At 65.8% G+C, this 16,364-nt stretch carries 15 protein-coding genes; 6 read left to right on the forward strand and 9 right to left on the reverse strand.

Translation table 11 applies throughout. The annotated features are described in order from the left end of the window. The first annotated feature begins 43 nt into the window (after positions 1-43). Positions 44-1,207 carry an adenylate/guanylate cyclase domain-containing protein gene (locus VHK65_02680; protein ID HVS05056.1) on the forward strand — a complete coding sequence of 388 codons (1,164 nt, stop codon included), beginning with the start codon at positions 44-46 and terminating at the stop codon, positions 1,205-1,207. Here VHK65_02680 and VHK65_02685 read toward each other — a convergent pair. The 3 genes from VHK65_02685 to VHK65_02695 are packed head-to-tail and all read right to left on the reverse strand — an operon-like array spanning position 1,204 to position 4,966. Continuing rightward, positions 1,204-2,175, reverse strand: coding sequence for an NAD-dependent epimerase/dehydratase family protein (locus VHK65_02685; protein HVS05057.1), 972 nt, complete (start codon positions 2,173-2,175; stop codon positions 1,204-1,206). The two genes, VHK65_02680 and VHK65_02685, sit on opposite strands and share 4 nt — an antisense overlap. Beyond that, a complete protein-coding gene (locus VHK65_02690) occupies positions 2,169-3,734 on the reverse strand; it encodes a class I adenylate-forming enzyme family protein (protein ID HVS05058.1) in 1,566 nt (521 codons plus the stop codon). The genes VHK65_02685 and VHK65_02690 overlap by 7 nt, the downstream gene beginning before the upstream one ends. After that, on the reverse strand, positions 3,731-4,966 hold the full coding sequence (locus tag VHK65_02695) for a cytochrome P450 (GenBank protein ID HVS05059.1): 1,236 nt from the start codon (positions 4,964-4,966) through the stop codon (positions 3,731-3,733). Before VHK65_02695 ends, VHK65_02690 begins: the two co-directional genes overlap by 4 nt. A 27-nt stretch (positions 4,967-4,993) precedes the next feature. Here VHK65_02695 and VHK65_02700 point away from each other — a divergent pair, with 27 nt between their 5' ends. Next, positions 4,994-6,151: an MFS transporter gene (locus VHK65_02700; GenBank protein ID HVS05060.1), complete on the forward strand. Its 1,158-nt coding sequence runs from the start codon at positions 4,994-4,996 to the stop codon at positions 6,149-6,151. Then, a complete protein-coding gene (locus VHK65_02705; GenBank protein ID HVS05061.1) occupies positions 6,138-6,899 on the forward strand; it encodes a glycosyltransferase family 2 protein in 762 nt (253 codons plus the stop codon). The genes VHK65_02700 and VHK65_02705 overlap by 14 nt, the downstream gene beginning before the upstream one ends. Positions 6,900-6,910: 11 nt before the next feature. Here VHK65_02705 and VHK65_02710 read toward each other — a convergent pair whose 3' ends face one another. The 3 genes from VHK65_02710 to VHK65_02720 form a co-directional block, all read right to left on the reverse strand. After that, positions 6,911-7,939, reverse strand: coding sequence for a ketoacyl-ACP synthase III (locus VHK65_02710; GenBank protein HVS05062.1), 1,029 nt, complete (start codon positions 7,937-7,939; stop codon positions 6,911-6,913). A 78-nt stretch (positions 7,940-8,017) separates the two neighbouring features. Then, the gene (locus VHK65_02715; GenBank protein ID HVS05063.1) at positions 8,018-8,656 is read right to left on the reverse strand and encodes a LamG domain-containing protein; all 639 of its coding nucleotides are present in this window, start codon (positions 8,654-8,656) and stop codon (positions 8,018-8,020) included. A 215-nt stretch (positions 8,657-8,871) separates the two neighbouring features. After that, a complete protein-coding gene (locus VHK65_02720) occupies positions 8,872-9,636 on the reverse strand; it encodes a LamG domain-containing protein (protein HVS05064.1) in 765 nt (254 codons plus the stop codon). Positions 9,637-9,693: 57 nt separating this feature from the next. Between VHK65_02720 and VHK65_02725 the strand changes: the two genes are divergently transcribed. Continuing rightward, positions 9,694-10,341 carry a uracil-DNA glycosylase family protein gene (locus tag VHK65_02725; protein ID HVS05065.1) on the forward strand — a complete coding sequence of 216 codons (648 nt, stop codon included), beginning with the start codon at positions 9,694-9,696 and terminating at the stop codon, positions 10,339-10,341. 13 nt (positions 10,342-10,354) lie between these two features. Further along, positions 10,355-10,879 carry a hypothetical protein gene (locus VHK65_02730; GenBank protein HVS05066.1) on the forward strand — a complete coding sequence of 175 codons (525 nt, stop codon included), beginning with the start codon at positions 10,355-10,357 and terminating at the stop codon, positions 10,877-10,879. A 6-nt stretch (positions 10,880-10,885) separates the two neighbouring features. Here VHK65_02730 and VHK65_02735 read toward each other — a convergent pair whose 3' ends face one another. From VHK65_02735 to VHK65_02745, 3 genes are read right to left on the reverse strand one after another with little or no spacing between them, the layout of a single operon-like run. After that, the gene (locus VHK65_02735) at positions 10,886-13,258 is read right to left on the reverse strand and encodes a DEAD/DEAH box helicase (protein HVS05067.1); all 2,373 of its coding nucleotides are present in this window, start codon (positions 13,256-13,258) and stop codon (positions 10,886-10,888) included. Next, positions 13,259-14,185 (reverse strand): HEAT repeat domain-containing protein, encoded by a 927-nt coding sequence (locus VHK65_02740; protein ID HVS05068.1) that lies wholly within the window; start codon positions 14,183-14,185, stop codon positions 13,259-13,261. Continuing rightward, complete coding sequence (locus tag VHK65_02745; GenBank protein HVS05069.1) at positions 14,182-14,472, reverse strand: DUF503 domain-containing protein; 291 nt, start codon at positions 14,470-14,472, stop codon at positions 14,182-14,184. The genes VHK65_02740 and VHK65_02745 overlap by 4 nt, the downstream gene beginning before the upstream one ends. Positions 14,473-14,547: 75 nt before the next feature. On the opposite strand from VHK65_02745, the gene VHK65_02750 reads away from it, so the two are divergent. Further along, entirely contained in the window at positions 14,548-16,362 is a 1,815-nt protein-coding gene (locus tag VHK65_02750; GenBank protein ID HVS05070.1) for a long-chain fatty acid--CoA ligase, read from the forward strand. Positions 16,363-16,364 lie beyond the last annotated feature (2 nt).

Raw genomic sequence — 16,364 nt, forward strand, 5'->3', positions numbered from 1 at the left:
TTCGGCGTAGTCTGGCCGGTGGGCTGCTGGCGATAATCAGGACATGCCTCAACTCCGCGAAAAGGCACGTGCCCAGTTACCAGACAGCGCCTTCGCTTATATCGATTCCCGCGGGATCCGGCGTCTGCCCATCAACGACGAGGCCCACGTCCGCAACGCGCTCGCGCGCTTCAACCAGGTCCGCTTCGAGGACGAAACGGCGAGAGATCGGGCGCGAACGAGGCTGCTGAAAGCCGCCAAGAAGTACGGCATCGTGCCGGTCGGCTTCATGACCGGCCAGTTGCGTGCGCAGAGCCTGCAGGCGGCGGCGGGGAAGGCCGTCATCGAGCTCGGCGGCCTTGGGACGGCGGAGCAGCTGGAAGCGCGGCTGCGCACCGTGCTAGGCGATCCGACGCTTTCGGTGCTCTACTGGTCCGATTCGGTCGCCGCCTACCTCGATGGTGAAGGTCAGGCTGTAGCGCTTCCGGGCGAGGGGGCTGATCGCGCCGTGACCCTACTCCAGCGTCAGGGCAAGCCCATGACCGCCCTGGTCCACGCGCGCTCGGTGCTCAGCGATCCGGACCTGGCCCGAACCGTCACAGCCGCCGTAACGCTGGCCATCGAAAACCAATGGATGAACAGCGAAATCCAGGCTCGCGCCACGGAGGTGCGCACGCTGCCGACCGGCGTCGTGACCTTTCTTTTCACCGACATCGAGGACTCGAGCGGTCTCGTCCGACGTCTTGGCGACCGGTATGACCGGTTCCTCGCCGATGTGCGACGCCTCCTGCGCGCGGCGATCCGCGAGAGCGGTGGCCGCGAGGTCGAGACCCGCGCTGATGAAATGTTCGCCGTTTTTGAGCGGGCCGCCTCTGGCCTCGAGGCGGCCCTCACGATCCAGCGCAAGGTTCGCGCTCGCGCCTGGCCGGATGGTCTTCCGGTACAAATTCGCATCGGCCTGCACACCGGTCGGCCAACCCTGACCGATACGGGCTACATCGGCCTGGCCGTCCACACCGCGTCCCGAATCTGCTTTGCAAGCCATGGCGGCCAGATCCTTCTGTCAGGCGCGGTTCGGGAGGCGGTTGCGGGGTCTGAGCCGGTGGGGGTTGGCTTCAGGGACCTCGGTCTGCATCAGTTTCATGGGTTGCCGGCGCCCGAGGCTCTTTTCCAGGTCGAGGCCGCGGACCTGCCGGCCAAATTCCCGCCGCCGAGAACGTTCGGCTAAGGACCTGGGGCGGCCTGGGCGGCCACCGCCACCTCGCGGAACGCATCACGGTAACCGCGCTGCGGCTGGTAGCCGAGCATCGTGCGGGCCCGGCGGGTATCGAGCACGCAATCGGAGGCGAGTTGCGAGACAACGTAGCGGGTGAGGAGCGGAGGGCGACTCGCCCGAACCGTTAGAAAGACTGACTCCATGGCCGACGCGATGGGCCATGCCGCACGTCGTGGCAGATAAAAGATGTCGGGCGGAAGCCCGAAGGCGACCAGCAGCGAGCTGAGCAGCACGCCAAGCGGTTCCGCTTCCGAATCCGCGACGTTGTAGACTCCCGCAGGCGATCGCGGCAAGAGCGCGAGCTCGATCGCATGGACCAGGTTGTCGATATGCGTGAGCGACATACGGTTGCGACCGTCACCGACCGCGAGGAGGTGGCCGAAGCGTCGCGCAGCCAGCAGCCGGGGTAACAGCTTGGTCTCGCCCGGGCCATAGATGGCATGCGGTCGAAGAATGATCGCCTGGCGTCCACTGCGCAGCACAGCGTGCTCCGCCGCAACCTTCGTCCGCACATACGCGTTGAGTGGTCGGCGGGCGTAGGCCGCGGTCTCATCGATTGGCTCGGCTGGACGTCTGTGGTCGTACACGCTCGAGGTGCTGAGGTGCACGAAACGCGCCTCAGCAGTGAAGCTCGCGAGCACCGCCTCGGTTCCTCGGGCGTTGACCGCGTCGAACTCGGTCGTTGGCCCCCAATCGGTCACCGTGCCGGCACAATGCACGACGGCATCGATCGGCCGCAACGCTAGCGCCGGCCTGGGGCCCTCCGCGATGTTCCACTGGGTGTACTCGGCCAGCTCGCCATGGCGAAATGCCTCGCGTGGCCTGCGGCCGAAGGCCAGCACGTGGTGACCACCTCTGGCAAGGGACTCCACGACCCGGCCGCCCACAAACCCGGTGGCGCCGGTAACAGCGATCAGCAAGGCGGCGTGCTGCCAACGAAGAAGGGTAGGCGGCCCAGGGCGGCGAGGACCGCCGTGCGGTCAACCTTTCTCGACCGGACCGAGAGAGGGATCGGCATCACAATGATGCGGTCGGGCAGGGCGGCCGCATCGATTCGATGCGGTCCCTGGCGAAGCTCAAGCCTAACGCGGGCGGTCAGCGCCGACTCATCGACTCCCGGATCGGGCTCGATGCAGAGGACGACCTCTTCATCGGCCCGTTGATCCTGATATAGCCCGACGAGGCAGCAGCGACGGACACCGGCAATCCCCGCGATCGTCGACTCGAAGAGCTCTGGATAGATGTTCTCCTGGCCTCGGATGATCATGGCCTTCTTTCGCCCGAGCAGGATGACCCGGCTGCTCGCGTCCAGCGAGCCAAAATCGCCCGTCCGGACCTCGGTGATCGGCTCATCACCCCAGTAGCCGGCGCACACGTTAGGTCCACGGACAATCAGCTCACCGTCGGCCGCGGTCCTGACGTGGACGCCTGCGACCGGTGCACCGACCAGGTCTCCATCGGCGTGGAAAGCGAGTTTCGCGTCGAGATCGACGAGGCAGACGGGGATCACCTCTGTCATGCCGTAGACGCATGTCACCTTCGTGCTCAGCGGGAGCACCGGGACGAGACGGCGGAGGAACGTGGTGGGTACGGCCGCGGAGCCCAATAACACCTTGCGCAGTGAATCGGGGAGTCTAAGCCGGTGAGACACGGCGTACTCGACCAGCTCCTGGTACTCACTCGGAACCCCGAAGGTATGGGTGACGCGATAGCGACGGAGGTGATCGAGCAGGCGAGGGGCACGAAATCGGCCGCGCGGAATAACGGTGGGTACGCCGGCGAGCAGGGCCGGCAGTATGAGGTGTAGCTGGTCGCTGTAGAGGACGTCGCCTGACGCAAAGCGCGCCTCTCGTGACATGATCTCGAGCGCCGCCCCAATCGAGGCGTTGGTGTGCACGACAGCCCGTGGCGCCGCGGTTGTCCCCGAGGTGAAGACGATGACCACCGGGTCATGAGCTTCTCGTGGGACGACAGGATCGATGGATCGGCCCGCGCGGACCAGCGAGCGGATACCGATCATGTGCGGCCGGCCCCACATGGGCGGCCCAACCCGCACGAAGCGCCTCGCGGGAACGGCGCCGAGGTCGGGCAGCACGGGGAGGCGGCGGAGTAACAAAGGGCCGCGGTGCCGGCCGAGCAGGTACACGAGGGAGGTGGCCATCACCCAGCTCGGCTCCATCAAGCGGATGCGGCTGGCAAAGACCTCGGGGCCCATCAGCGGGTTGGCGGCGATGACGACGCCACCGGCGCGCACGATCGCCAGGATGAGGACAATCGAGTCGATGCCAGGGGGCACCGTGAACAGCACGCGGTCGCCCGGACGCATGCCCTCGGCCAGCAACCCGCTGGCAACCCTTCCGATTCGCCGATGGAGCTCCGAAAACGTGAGTCGCCGTCCGCTTGTCTCGCGCAGCGCGAGCGCGTCCGGGCGCTCGATCGATTGTCGCTCGAGCTCATTGAGCACGTCGAGGGCGGTCATCGCACGAGCTCGATTTCCAACAGGGAATACGCCGGGATGAAGACGCGTCGGGCGTAGCGCCGACGCACAACCCGGACAGGCTGGGGAAGCCCGAGCAGACCAGTGAGTACGGCGCGGAGCTCGCGCTGTGCCAGCGTATACCCGATACAGAAATGCGCGCCGGCGCCAAACCAGAGGTTGCGAACGCGCCGGTCGACGCGACGGTCGACGTCGAAGCTTCGCGGCCGGGGAAACCAGGCGGGATGCTTCATAAGGTTGTAGGTGTGAATCATCACCCGGCCGCCGTGCCGGAAGCGATGGCCGCGAACGATCGTGTCGCGCTCGACGCTGCGAAGCATGATGGGCGTTGGGACCGTCAGTCGAAGGCCTTCATCGATAGCCGGTATCAGCAGCGCGCGATCTTCGCGAAGGCGCCCCAGTTCGCCACTGTCGATCAGCAGGGCGACCAGCCGCGGCAGGGCGGTCGAGATCGTCTGGGTTCCCGCCAGGAACAGTGACGCCGTGACCCCTTTGACCTGTTCAAACGGCAATCCCAGCATGCGAAGCCGCTGGATGAGGGAATCCGACCTGGGGCCGGCGTCGTACGCCGTTCGCATGTAGACGGCTAACCGCTCGAGCACCAGCTGTCGCTCGCGGACCTGCCGCTCGCTCAACCGCCGGGTCGACAGCCGCAGCACGGAGACCAGTTCCTCGCCGAGTTGCCACATGTCGAGGGCGATTCGTTCGTCCGCCGCATCGATCCCCAACATGTGGCACATCAGGCTTCCGGTCAGGACGTGAACGAACCGCACCAGGTCCACGCGCTCACCGGCAGCCAGCTCGAGGCGCAGGGCATCCACCGCGGGCTCGAGGACAGCGGCATCGAGCCGATCGAGGTAGGTCCGCGAAAAGAGGTCGGTGAGCTGGGCTCGCAATTCGTGATGCGGCCCGCCGTGCATGTTGAAGAGCGCGAAAGGACCCATGACCTGCGTGATCACGACCCCCATGCTGCCGGGGCCCGTCTTGCTGAAGTGCCGCTCGTCCTCGAGGATCTCGCGAGCCAGTTCCGGATCATTGACGATGCTGCCCATCACCGGCAGCCTCACGACCGGTCCCAGGCGCCTCACGAGTTCGGAGAAGACCAGTGCCAGCGGGTGGCTCGCGGCGTAGATGCGCAGTTCGTGCCACGCGGCCGCGCGCTGAACCCGGCGCTTGTCACGCGACGCAGTCCGCGTGGATAATCGGCTATCCACCCCCGAGAGCCCGGAACGCGCCTGATCATGCTGCTCGGGCTGCTCACGTTCACCGACACCTTCGGCTATGCGATCGTGCTGCCGGTGCTGCCGTTCGCCGCCCAGCGTATGCATCTCGGCGCGTTGGTCATCGGTGGGGTCTTCGCCACCTATTCGTTCTGCCAGCTGCTGGCCGCTCCCGTGCTCGGATCGTTGAGCGATCGGTACGGCCGCCGGCCCTTGCTGCTGGTCAGCCAGGCGGGCAGTATTGTCGGATTCATCGTCCTGGCGCTCGCCAACTCGGCCGGCTGGTTCTACCTCTCGCGGTTGATCGACGGACTGACGGCCGGCAACATCGCGATCATCTGGGCCGCGGTGCTCGATCACTATCCCCGCTCCGAGTGGGGTCGGCGCTTCGCCAACCTCTCGACGGCGACCGGCATCGGCATCCTGCTGGGGCTGATCGTCAGCTCGTTGCTGGCTCGGTACGGCCTCGCCCTGGTGGCGGCGGTGGCGATCGCATTGACCGTGATCAACATGGCCGTCACGCTGTTCGCCTTTCCAGCGGCCAACGTTGTCCCTGCCCGAGCGGGATGGGGAATCCGGTTGGCGGGTGCCCGCTTTATCGAGCTGGTCACGCGGCCGTCGAACGCGGTAACGCGGCGGGTCGTCTTCGCGGGCCTGCTGTCGACCATCGTGCAGAGCGCATTCCTCCTCGCCTTCCCGCTGTTCCTTTTTCGGCTGCTCCATTTCGACGCATCGCAGGCCGCGCTCACCCTCACCGTCTTGTTTGGCTTCGCCGCGGCGTTCCAGGTCCTGGCGCTGGCGCCGCTCGTGCGCCGGCTGGGTGACCGAGGCGCGGCAATCGCGGGATTTGCCCTGGTCGTCCCGGGGGCCGTGACGATCGCCATGGTGCGAACGTTTCCGCTAGTGCTGCTTGCCGGCACCATCATCATGTGGGGCATCGTTCTCCTCAACCCATCGCTGACCGCGCTCCTCGGCCGCGCCAATCGGACGCTGGACGAAGGCGCGATCATGGGCGTCAACCAATCGATCGCGAGCGCCGGCCAGATGCTGGGACCGCTGGCGGGGTACGCGGCCCTCGCGCTGGCGTCGACCGCGGGGTACGGCGCGCTGTGCGCGGTCCTGGCCGCCGCGGGTCTTATCATGTCGCTCCAAATCCGGGTGCGTGATGACCGCCCCTGACTTCTGGGTGGTCGTGCCTTTCTTCAACGAAGCCGGGTGGATCACTGCCACGCTCGAGGCGCTGGCGGCGCAGACCGATCGGGCCTTTAGCCTGCTGCTTGTCGACAACGGCAGCACGGATGCCGGTCGCGCCGAGATCGAGGCCTTCCGCGGCCGACACCCCGAGATGACGATCGAGGTCATCGCTGAACTGGAAAAGGGGACCGGGGCCGCCGCCGACACCGGCTTTCGCTACGCGATCGCGCACGGAGCGCGCTACATTGCGCGCACGGATGCCGATTGTCTCCCGCGGCGCGACTGGGTCGCGAGCATCAAGCGAGCCTTCGGGGAAGAACTCGAGTTCGTGATCGGCACGATCAAGCCACGGGCGGATGACTTCCCGCTGAGTTGGGGTGACCGGATTGCGATCCCCGTGCTGATCTTCGTGGCATCGAATTGGGGAAAGATCTACCGTCGGGGCCGGCCCGGCCAGTTCCGGTACGCCTACATCATGGTGGCCGGGAACAACCTCGCCATTACCGCATCGATGTACGAACGGGCGGGCGGATTTCCGCGGTCCCGCATCGAGGACGTGCACGAGGACCGTGTCCTCGGCGACCGCATCAGAATGCTGACGCGGCGTACGCGGAGAAAGCGCAACGTCGTGGTCTACAACTCGACTCGCCGGGCGCGCCGCTACGGCTTCATCAATACGTTGCTGTGGTACTGGGAGCATCGCTACCGTCCCCAGGAGATCGACGTGCGATAGGGCATCGGCCCTCAGTACTCCATCAGCATCACGCCCATGCTGATGCCGCCCGCCAGCCCGATCCACATCAACCGGTCGCCCCGGTGAATCTCGCCGCGCTCTTCGGCGATCGCGAAGGCGACGGGCAGCGAGGCGGCGCCCATGTTGCCGAGCTCCGGCAGGGTGAGGACGATTTTTTCCTGCGGGACACCGCTCATCTCGAGGAACGTTCGGATGAACGGCATCGAGACCTGATGCACCAGAACCCGCTGATAATCCGCGCAGGCCGTGCCTGTCGCCGCCAGCGCGTCCTGGAGAATGCCCGGGCCCACCTCGAAGAATGCGTCCTTGAGTTGGCTGCCATCGCCCTGGATGTAGGTCCATTCATCGCCGCGGGGGTGCATCGATCCGCCGCCCGGAATCACGCCCAGGTCCCAGAAGCGGCTGGCGGTCTGGAAGGACCGGTAGTAGATGCCCCGTCCGCTCTCAGAGAGTTGCAGCACGGCCGCGGCTCCGGCATCGCCAAGGGTGTAGCCGGGAAAGCTGAGGCGCAAGTCCCTGCGGTCGCGGACCGACCACTTGATGCAACGCGACGGCAGCTCTCCGACCGTGACGAGGATTGTCCGATAGGTGCCGTTTTGGATCAGCGCCTCCGCGACCTGGAGCGCATTGAGGAAGCTGTTGCAGGCGTTCTTCAGGTCGAAAACCGGGCTGTGAGTTCCAAGCTTTTCTTGGACGATGTTGGCGGTCGCCGGTTCCACCAGGTCCTGGCTGACCGAGGCGTAGATCAGCAGATCGACGTCCGCCGGATCGATGCCAGTTTTGTCGAGGACCCGGCGCCCGGCGGCCGCGGCCAGGTCGGAGGCGTTGACACCATCGGCCGCGACCCTACGGCAGCGAATGCCCGTCATCAGCTCGACGATTCCGCGTGGCACACGAACCTGCGGGCTCGACGCCGCGATGAGGGACTCGACCTCGGCGCTGGAGCGCTGCTGCGGCGGCAGATAGGCGGCAATACCCGTGAGAGCGACGCGCGAGTTCGTCGATATCAGCGTCGCCACGAATACCTTAACGCCACAGGGTTGGGCAAAGTATCGGCCAAAAAGGGCCTGCGTGCACGCGATCGACGGGGCTCGCCTCTAGTGCGTTCCGGACGCCGCCTGCCAGTGGGCGGCGATGCGGTCTGCCGATAGCGCGGTTGCGTAGATCGCGACGTCCGCCAGGGCTGCATCGTTGAAGAGCCCGTCCATTCGGCGGCCGAGAAATAGCGGGTCGGCCGTCTGCTTGGGGACGGCGGTGACCTTGAGCGTGCCGTCGGGCTTGCCGTTGACGTAGAGCTTGGCCGTGGAGCCGTCGTAGGTCGCGACCACGTAGTACCAGGTGTTGAGCGCCAGCGTTGAGTTGGAGACGACGGCCGGCGAACCGTCGGAGGTCACTCGAAATTCCAACTTGCCGTTGTGATGGCTGTTCAGCAACTGGAACCAGCTGCTGCCGGCACCGCCCCCCGGTTCGACGTTCTTGGCGACGTAGACCCCGTACTCGGTGTCGGCCCGCTTGTTGATCCAGGCCTCGATCGTCACCGTGTTCACCTGCAGGCTGGTTGAGCTCAGCACGCTGGCCGCGCCACTCTGCCCATCAAAGGCGACCGCGGCACTGCCGCCACCAATGGCGCCCGGCTGCCCGAGCGTATAGATACCCGCGTAGTGACCATTGTTGGCATTGCCGGTGGCGTCGGCCATGGTGGTGCCGGTTGTCTCATCCATTCGCCAGTAGGCCACGGGGTGGTCCGCGAGAACCGTAGCGCTATAGGTCCTGGCAGTCGTGGCGGACGCGGGCGTCGCGCTCCCGCAGCCCAACATTACGAAGGCAACGGCGAAAAGAAGAAGCTCCCTCCTCACACCTGTTCAAACGGAGGTCGGCGGGGGGCCCTTGCAAGCACGCGCCGGTGACGACCGATCTCGACCCAGGGCACAATTCAGGCGCGAGGAGCTCGCTAGTGCGTTGCGGAAGCGGCCTGCCAGTGCGCCGCGATCCGGTCCGCCGAGAGCGCGGTCGGGTAGATCGCGACCTCAGCGAGCTGGGCGTTCGTGAAGAAGCCATCCGCTCGCCGGCCAATGTAAAGCGGATCGCTATTCTGCGCCGGGGAGACCACGGCCGCCAGCGTACTGTCCAGTTTGCCGTCGATATAGAGCTTGGCGACGACCCCGTCGTAGGTCGCAACCACGTAGTACCACCGGTTCAAGTCCAGCGTCGCTGTCGAGACAAGCACTGGGTCAACGTCGCCGGTGACGCGAAACTCCAGCCGGCCGTTGTTGTGATTGTTCAGCAACTCGAACCACCCGGTGCTCGCGCCGCCTCCGCCCACCACGTTCTTGACGACATAAAACCCGTAGTCCGAGTGGGCCCGTTTGTTGATCCAGAGCTCGATCGTGACCCAGTTCATCTGGAGAGTGGTCGAGCTGGGCACGATGGCTCCACCGGTCGCCCCATCGAAACCGACCGCTGTGCTGCCGTCAGAGGTGAAGGGGCCTGGCTGGCCGGGCAAGACGATGCCGTCATAGTGGCCGTTGTTGCCATTCTTGGTGGCGTCGGCCATCGTCGTTCCCGTGGTGTCGTCCATCCGCCAGTAGGCCGCCGGGTGGTCCGCCAGCACGACGGCGCTGTAACTCTTCGGGGTACTGGCGGGAGCCGCTCCCGTGGTCCCTCCGCAACCCGATATCGCCACGGCGACAAACAACACGAGGAAGGTTCGTCGCACGCCTATTCAAACGCGGCTGAGCAGAGGCTCCTTGCCACTCTGGGAGACAATCGATCGGTGACGGCGAGCCTTGCCCGACTTCACCTCGAGATCCTCTCCTGCTCCCGATGCGTCGAGGCGGGTTACCTGCCACAGGCGGCCCCGGTCTTGAGCGGCCGTGCGGACAACCGCATCATGCTCATCGGCCAGGCGCCCGGCGCGGTCGAGGCCGTCCGCCGGCTGCCCTTCCAGGGACGGTCGAGGCAGGTGCTGATGGGATGGTTGATCCGTGCGGGTTTTGCCTCGGAGACGCAGGCACGGCGGCAGATCTACCTGACCTCCGTCACCATGTGTTTTCCCGGCAAAGGTACCGGCGGAGGAGACCGACGCCCCAGCCGGGCTGAGGTTGACCTCTGCCGTTCCCACCTTGATCGGCAGCTGGCTCTCATCAAGCCCGAGCTGGTGATCCTGGTCGGCGGGCTGTCCCATGAGCGTTTCCTGCCTGGTCGCCCGCTCGACGCGCTGGTCGGCCGGGTCTTCGACCTCTCCGGCCGCGAGGTCTCAGGTCGCGGCCGCGCCCGGCCGCTGCTGGTGCCGTTGCCGCATCCGTCGGGTGCGAGTCGGTGGCTCAATGCGCCCGAAAACCGGGTACTGCTTGACCGCGCACTGTGGCGGCTCAGTCCGATTGTTCGGACGTTGCTTGACGGTCAATTGGTGGGCGCCTAAACTTCCGACAACAATGCCGCGAGATCGGGAGCGCGACGCCGTCGAGCCAGAAAAGGCGCCGCCCGTCCCCCGCACGGAACCGGACGAAGCCCCCGCCGTCGGCAAGTCGGCCGAGGCCATCCTCGCGTCCATCTTCAGTCCCGTCGCCGAAGCGAGCCCGCTGGAGCAGCTGGAGCAGACGATCCGTCACCCCAAGAAGCTGGTCTATATCGCCATGTCGAACCGCAACTTCTACTGGCGGATGCACGTCTCGAAGCTGGTCCTCGACGAAGGGTACGTGCCCATCAACCCCTTCATGCTCTTCGATTACTACCTGCTGCACACGGTGCCCAAGCAGCTCGTGCGCGAGGCGATCAACAATCTGCTGGCGCGCTGCGACGAGGTCTGGGTCTTCGGGACGATGAGCCTGGGTGTGAAAGTGCAGCTGGGGATTGCGAAGCGACTCAAGAAACCGTTGCGCTTCTACGACATCGCGGACCTGCCGGAGCAGGTCTACCGCATCTCCGAGAAACTCGCCCAGGAAGAGGGGCGCGACTGACGCCCGTTAGACGCGGGTGATCAGGTCGCGCTCGAGGCTCTCGCGCGCCTTGAGCACGAGCTTGCGAAGCGTGGGCCGATCGGTCACGGCCCATTCGATCTGGCGCAGCGCGCTGTAGAGGCCCTTCAGCGCTTTGACGGCGTCACCCAGCTCGACGTCGGTCGGCGCTTGCATCTCGGTCAGCGGGCGGCCGCTGCACCAGTCGTAGGTGAAGTTGACGTAGTCCGTTGAGATCGGTCGCAGGTTCTCTTCACCCCGTTCCTTCTCGCGCGCAGAAAACCGGTAATAGATGATGCGGAGCCGCTTCTGGGCGAGAGCCACCCCGCTCGTCGGAAGGCGCCGCCGCGGCCGCGGGCGGTCGCGATTGCGGTCCTCGGCCGTGACCATCACCAGCGAGGCGGCCAGCTCCGCTGGCGTCAACTCCTCCAGCCAGCCGTCGGCGATGGACTGCGTGATGATCAAGCTGTTCTCCCCGTAGATCCGAGACGCGAGCAGGCCTTTCTCGGTTGGGACAGCCCCGTCCAGGAAGCCGATCTCGCCCAGAACGCCGCGCAGCGCGTGCATCCGCCGCCGGTATTCTCCCTGGCTTCGTTCCGCGTCCTGCTCGGACGCGCGGATCCGTGCCTGCAGCTCGCGGACCTCGGCATGGTGGGCCCGATGCTCGGCGACAAACGGGCACTTGCGGCAGGGAAGCTCGCTGAGTTTGTGCTGCCACGTCTGCAGCTCCTCCTTGAGCTGCGCGAGCGTGCGGCCGCCAACCTCCCGCGTCGAGCCGCCGCGGCGCCGCCGGCCCCGATGCCAGTGCTCGCTGCGCAGCCGTCGCATCCGAACCCGCAGTGAGGCGATCTCCTCCTCGGCGCGGACGAAGGCACTGAAGGTCGGCTCGGTGCAACACGGCTCGCCCTGCGCGTTGAAGCGACTGGCGAGGACATCGGCCAGGCGCTGCCGGAGGTTCGCCAAGCGGTCATCGAGCGATCGGCGGGCCACCGTCTTCTGGTACTGGCCGAAGGAGCGTTCCATGAGGAGGTCGACCTCTTCCGGCGGGTGGTAGCGCAGCAGGTTCAGCGCCATGTTGTAGGTCGGGGCGAACTTACTTTCCACCGTCATTTCTTCGCCGGTGGCCGCCTCGTACACCACGCCGATGTCGATGTCGGGCTCTTTGAGGATCACGCCGTGCCCGATGGGGTCGATCCCTCGTCGACCGGCCCGGCCCATGAGCTGGGTCAGCTCGCCTGAGGTGAGCGGCGCGAAGTCGCGGCCGTCGAACTTGGTAAATGACGAGACCACGCAGGCCCGCGCCGGCATGTGGATGCCCAAAGACAGGGTCTCCGTGGCGAAGACGACCTTGATCAGGCCGCGCTGGAAGAGGTCTTCGACGAGTTCCTTGAGGTAGGGGAGGAGACCCGCATGGTGCATCGCCAGCCCCCGCCGCAGCATGTCCCCATCGAGGAGGTTGCGGTACACCTCGGCCTCATCGGCGTCTTCGATCTGGTCCAGGCGATTTTGCATCGTCGCGTCGATTTGGGCTTTCTCGGCATCACTGGTCAGGTCGAAGCCGTGCACCGCGCAGCGCGCCAGCGCCTCGCGGCATCCGCGCCGCGAGAAGATGAAGTAGATCGCCGGCAGGAATTCTCGGCGCCGAAGACGATCGACCACGGGGAGCAGGTCATTTTCCGGCGGCCGTCGCAGCTGCGACAGCCGGAAATCGGACGCCGCCTCCGCCTGCGCCCGCTGGCGCGTCTCGCGCGGGATGCCGCCCTGCTCGTCGAGCAAGGGATAAAACTCGTTGCGCATCGCCAGCCACAGTCGAAGCTCGACCGGACGTTTGGTGACGCTCACGGTCGCGACGTCCCCACGTTGCAGGCTCATCCACTGCGCGACTTCCTGGAAGTTGCTGATCGTCGCGGAGAGTCCGATGAACTTGATGTGCGGTGGCGCCTGGATGATGATCTCTTCCCATACCGCCCCGCGCGGGAAGTCATCGATGTAATGGACTTCGTCGAGGATGACGTAGCGAACGCGCTCCAGCCGCTGCGGGTCCTCATAGATGAGGTTGCGCAGGATCTCCGTCGTCATCACGACCACTGGTGCACCCGGGTTGATGGTGTTCTCGCCGGTGACGAGTCCGACATACCCATCGCCATGGAGCCGCCGGTAGTCGTGGTATTTCTGGTTCGACAGCGCCTTGAGCGGCGTCGTGTAAATCGTGCGCGCGTTGGTTTCAAGCCCACGGAAGACGGCGTAATCCGCGATGACGGTCTTGCCCGAGCTGGTCGGTGCCGAGACCAGGACACCCTGGTGTGCGTCAAGCTTTTCGATGGCCTCCATTTGAAATGGATCGAGCGGCCATGGCAGCGTTGCCTGAAAGGCGTCGATCAACTAGCGCTTCTTCAGCGGACCAACCAGCTCAGCCGTGGCAGTGCGGTCGCGATCCTTGAGCCAGCGAAGCCGTGTCTCTTCGACCTCTTCGGTGTAGCGCTGACGGCTGCGGCGCATCGCTTTGGCGACCGCATTCCGCACGAGCGGTTCCGGCCCCTTCGCCAGCCGCTCGAGGATCGACTTGGCCGCCGGCCAGTGGAAGGAGCCGATGGCGCTGGAGAAGGCCATCGCGACATTCCATCGGACGATGTGGTCGCGGTCCTTCGACCATTCCCGCAGGCACTTCAGGGTCTCCTCCGGATCAACCCGCAGCAGGCCGTCGCCGATCGCCGAAGGGCCGAGGTTGCGGCGGACGTAGGGCTCCTCATCGCGCATGAGCGGCTGCAGCAGCGACAGCAATTGCGGAACGCGCTCGGGCTTGTCGCGACGGGCCGCGTACTTCACCGCCAGCACGACCGACCGCCGGAGATTCTCGGAGCGGGATGAGCGAAGAACTTCCAGGCGTCCGCGGATCTTGGCGAAGTCGCGGTCGAGCAGGGTTCCGAGCAGCCCGCCGGCCGCTTCGCGCACCTCCCAATGTGGGTCGTCGGCGAGGGCCTCGGCGGTTCGCAGGACGCCGGCGGGGTCCTCGGGATAGCGGCCCGCGAGCAGCAAGCAGGCGACCTGGCGGCCGGTCGGCGATGGCGAGGTGGCGAGCGCGTCGATCCAGCGGGTGACCCGCCCAGTCTGTGCGGCGAGGGCCGTGGCGAGCCGTTCTCCGACCTGCTGGCGGAGGGCAGCCGGGCTTCCAGGGCGCCCATGGTGGAGCTGGCCGTCGAGGGCGGTCACGACGCCGCCCGGATCGTCCCGCGCCAATGCGGCGAGGATGGCGGAGAGTGGGCCTTCCTCTACCGTGCCGAGGTCGTCGGCCCTGGTGGCGGGACTCATGTCCTGAGGATCTCGATGTGGTGCTGGTGCAGGAGGGCCCCGCCGTTGTGATCTGCGACGAAGTCGACGATCTTACTCAGCACCTCGTCGGCATGCCGGCTGTCGTTGCTGACACAGCTGACCCCGATCGACAGAGTTTGCCAGCTGTCCAGGTCGGCCACCTCGGCCACGGACACGTTGAACCGGCCGCGGATTTGTTGCACCAACGAACGGCTCACCTGGCGTTTTCCCTTGAGGCTGTGATTTTCCGGCAACTGGAAAATGAGCTCGCAGGTGCCCACAACCATCTCTATCCCATAAGAATACGTAACAACTCGCCAAAGGCTTATGGCAAGCCGGCGGAGTTCTCTTATAGTGGCGGCATGAGCGCGGCCGTTCGTGCGCCGGAGCCTGCCGCGACGCCTGGCGAGCTGCCCGAAACCGTGCCGGCACTGTTCCAGCGCACCGCGCAGCGTCGGGGCGACGCGCCCGCCCTCCACTTCAAGACGGGGCAGCGTTGGACGCCGATCAGTTGGACCGACTACCGCCGGGCCGTGAACCGGATGTCCAATGCCCTGCTCGCCGAGGGGCTGAATCCCCAGGACCGGGTGGCGCTGTGGTCCTCGAACCGGCCGGAATGGCAGATCGCCGACATCGGGATCGCGCACGCCGGGCTGGTGACCGTCGCCATCTACCAGTCCGATTCCGCGGAACAGGTCAAGTACTTGTTGAATCACTCTGAGTCGAAGGTTCTGATCGTCGAGCATCGGAAACTGCTCGACCAGGTCATTGCGCTGCGGGGCGAACTGCCGGGATTGCAGCGGGTGATCCTCGTCGAGGGCGATGCGCCGGAGGGGGAGGGCTGGGTCGTGACCTGGGAGCAGGCGCTGCGGCGGGGTGATGATTTCGGCCGCGGCCGACCGGGGCTGTTTTCCAGCCGCTGGCAGGCGGTTAGGCCCGAGGACACCGCCAGCCTGATCTACACTTCGGGCACCACGGGTCTTCCGAAAGCCGCAATCCTGACGCACCGCAATCTCACCTGGACCGCGGTCGCGACGTTGCAATGCTTCCGCGGCGACCCCAACGACCGAGTCGTTTCCTATCTGCCGCTGGCGCACGTGCTCGAGCGCGTGGTCAGCGAACTTCGCCAGCTCTGCACCGGTTGCGAGGTGTACTTCTGCCCGAGCATCGACCAGGTGATGGCGGTCGTCGCGGAAGTCCATCCCACGTACTTCACGTCGGTGCCAAGGCTTTGGGAAAAGATCTACGCGGGAATTCGGGCCAAGATGGAGAAGGTCACCGGCCCTCGCCGCATGCTCCGCGACTGGGCGCTGCTGACGGGCGCGCTGCGCACCGCGGCGTATGAGCAGCACAAGCCAATGGCCCCCTGGGCGCGGTGGCAGTGGTCGCTGGCCGACAAGCTCGTCTTCTCAAAAATCCGCGAGACATTGGGCTTCGACAAGATCGAGGTCTGCATCAGCGGCTCGGCTGCCGTCTCACCCGACATGCTCCGTTTCTTCTACGGCCTCGGCATCGAGATCCTGGAGGGCTATGGGCTCACCGAGACCACCGCGCCGGCGACGTTCAACCGACCCGGCGACGCGCGATTCGGCACGGTCGGGCTGCCGTTGCCCGGGGTCGAGATCCGCATCGCCGACGACGGCGAGATCCTGGTCAAGGGCAACAACGTCTTCGAAGGGTATTTCAAGGATCCGAAGACGACCAAGGAGACGCTGGTGGATGGTTGGCTGAAAACCGGCGATATCGGCGAGCTTGACAGAGACGGCTTTCTGAAGATCACCGACCGCAAGAAGGACTTGTTCAAGACCTCCGGTGGAAAGTATGTCGCGCCAGGCGCGATGGAGACCCAGCTCAGAAGTCGGAGGGGCATTGCCCAGGCGGTAGTGCTTGGCGATCGCCGCCCCTTCGTGGCGGCGTTGTTCACCCTCGACCGCGACGCTCCCGAAGCCATAGGTGGTCCCAACGATCCCGTCGCGCAGCGGCTCGTCGATGAGGCGGTCCAGAGTGTCAACCGGGGCCTATCGCACCCGGAGCAGATCAAGAAGTGGCGCATCCTCGACGGCGACTTCCTGGTCGGCGATGAACTCACGCCCAGCATGAAGGTCAAGCGCAAGCGGATCGCCGAGAAGTACGGCGCCGAGATCGAAGCGATCTACGCGGAGAAGAAGACCGCCTGACG

The sequence above is a fragment of the Candidatus Dormiibacterota bacterium genome, from assembly GCA_035544955.1.
GTDB lineage: Bacteria > Chloroflexota > Dormibacteria > CF-121 > CF-121 > CF-13.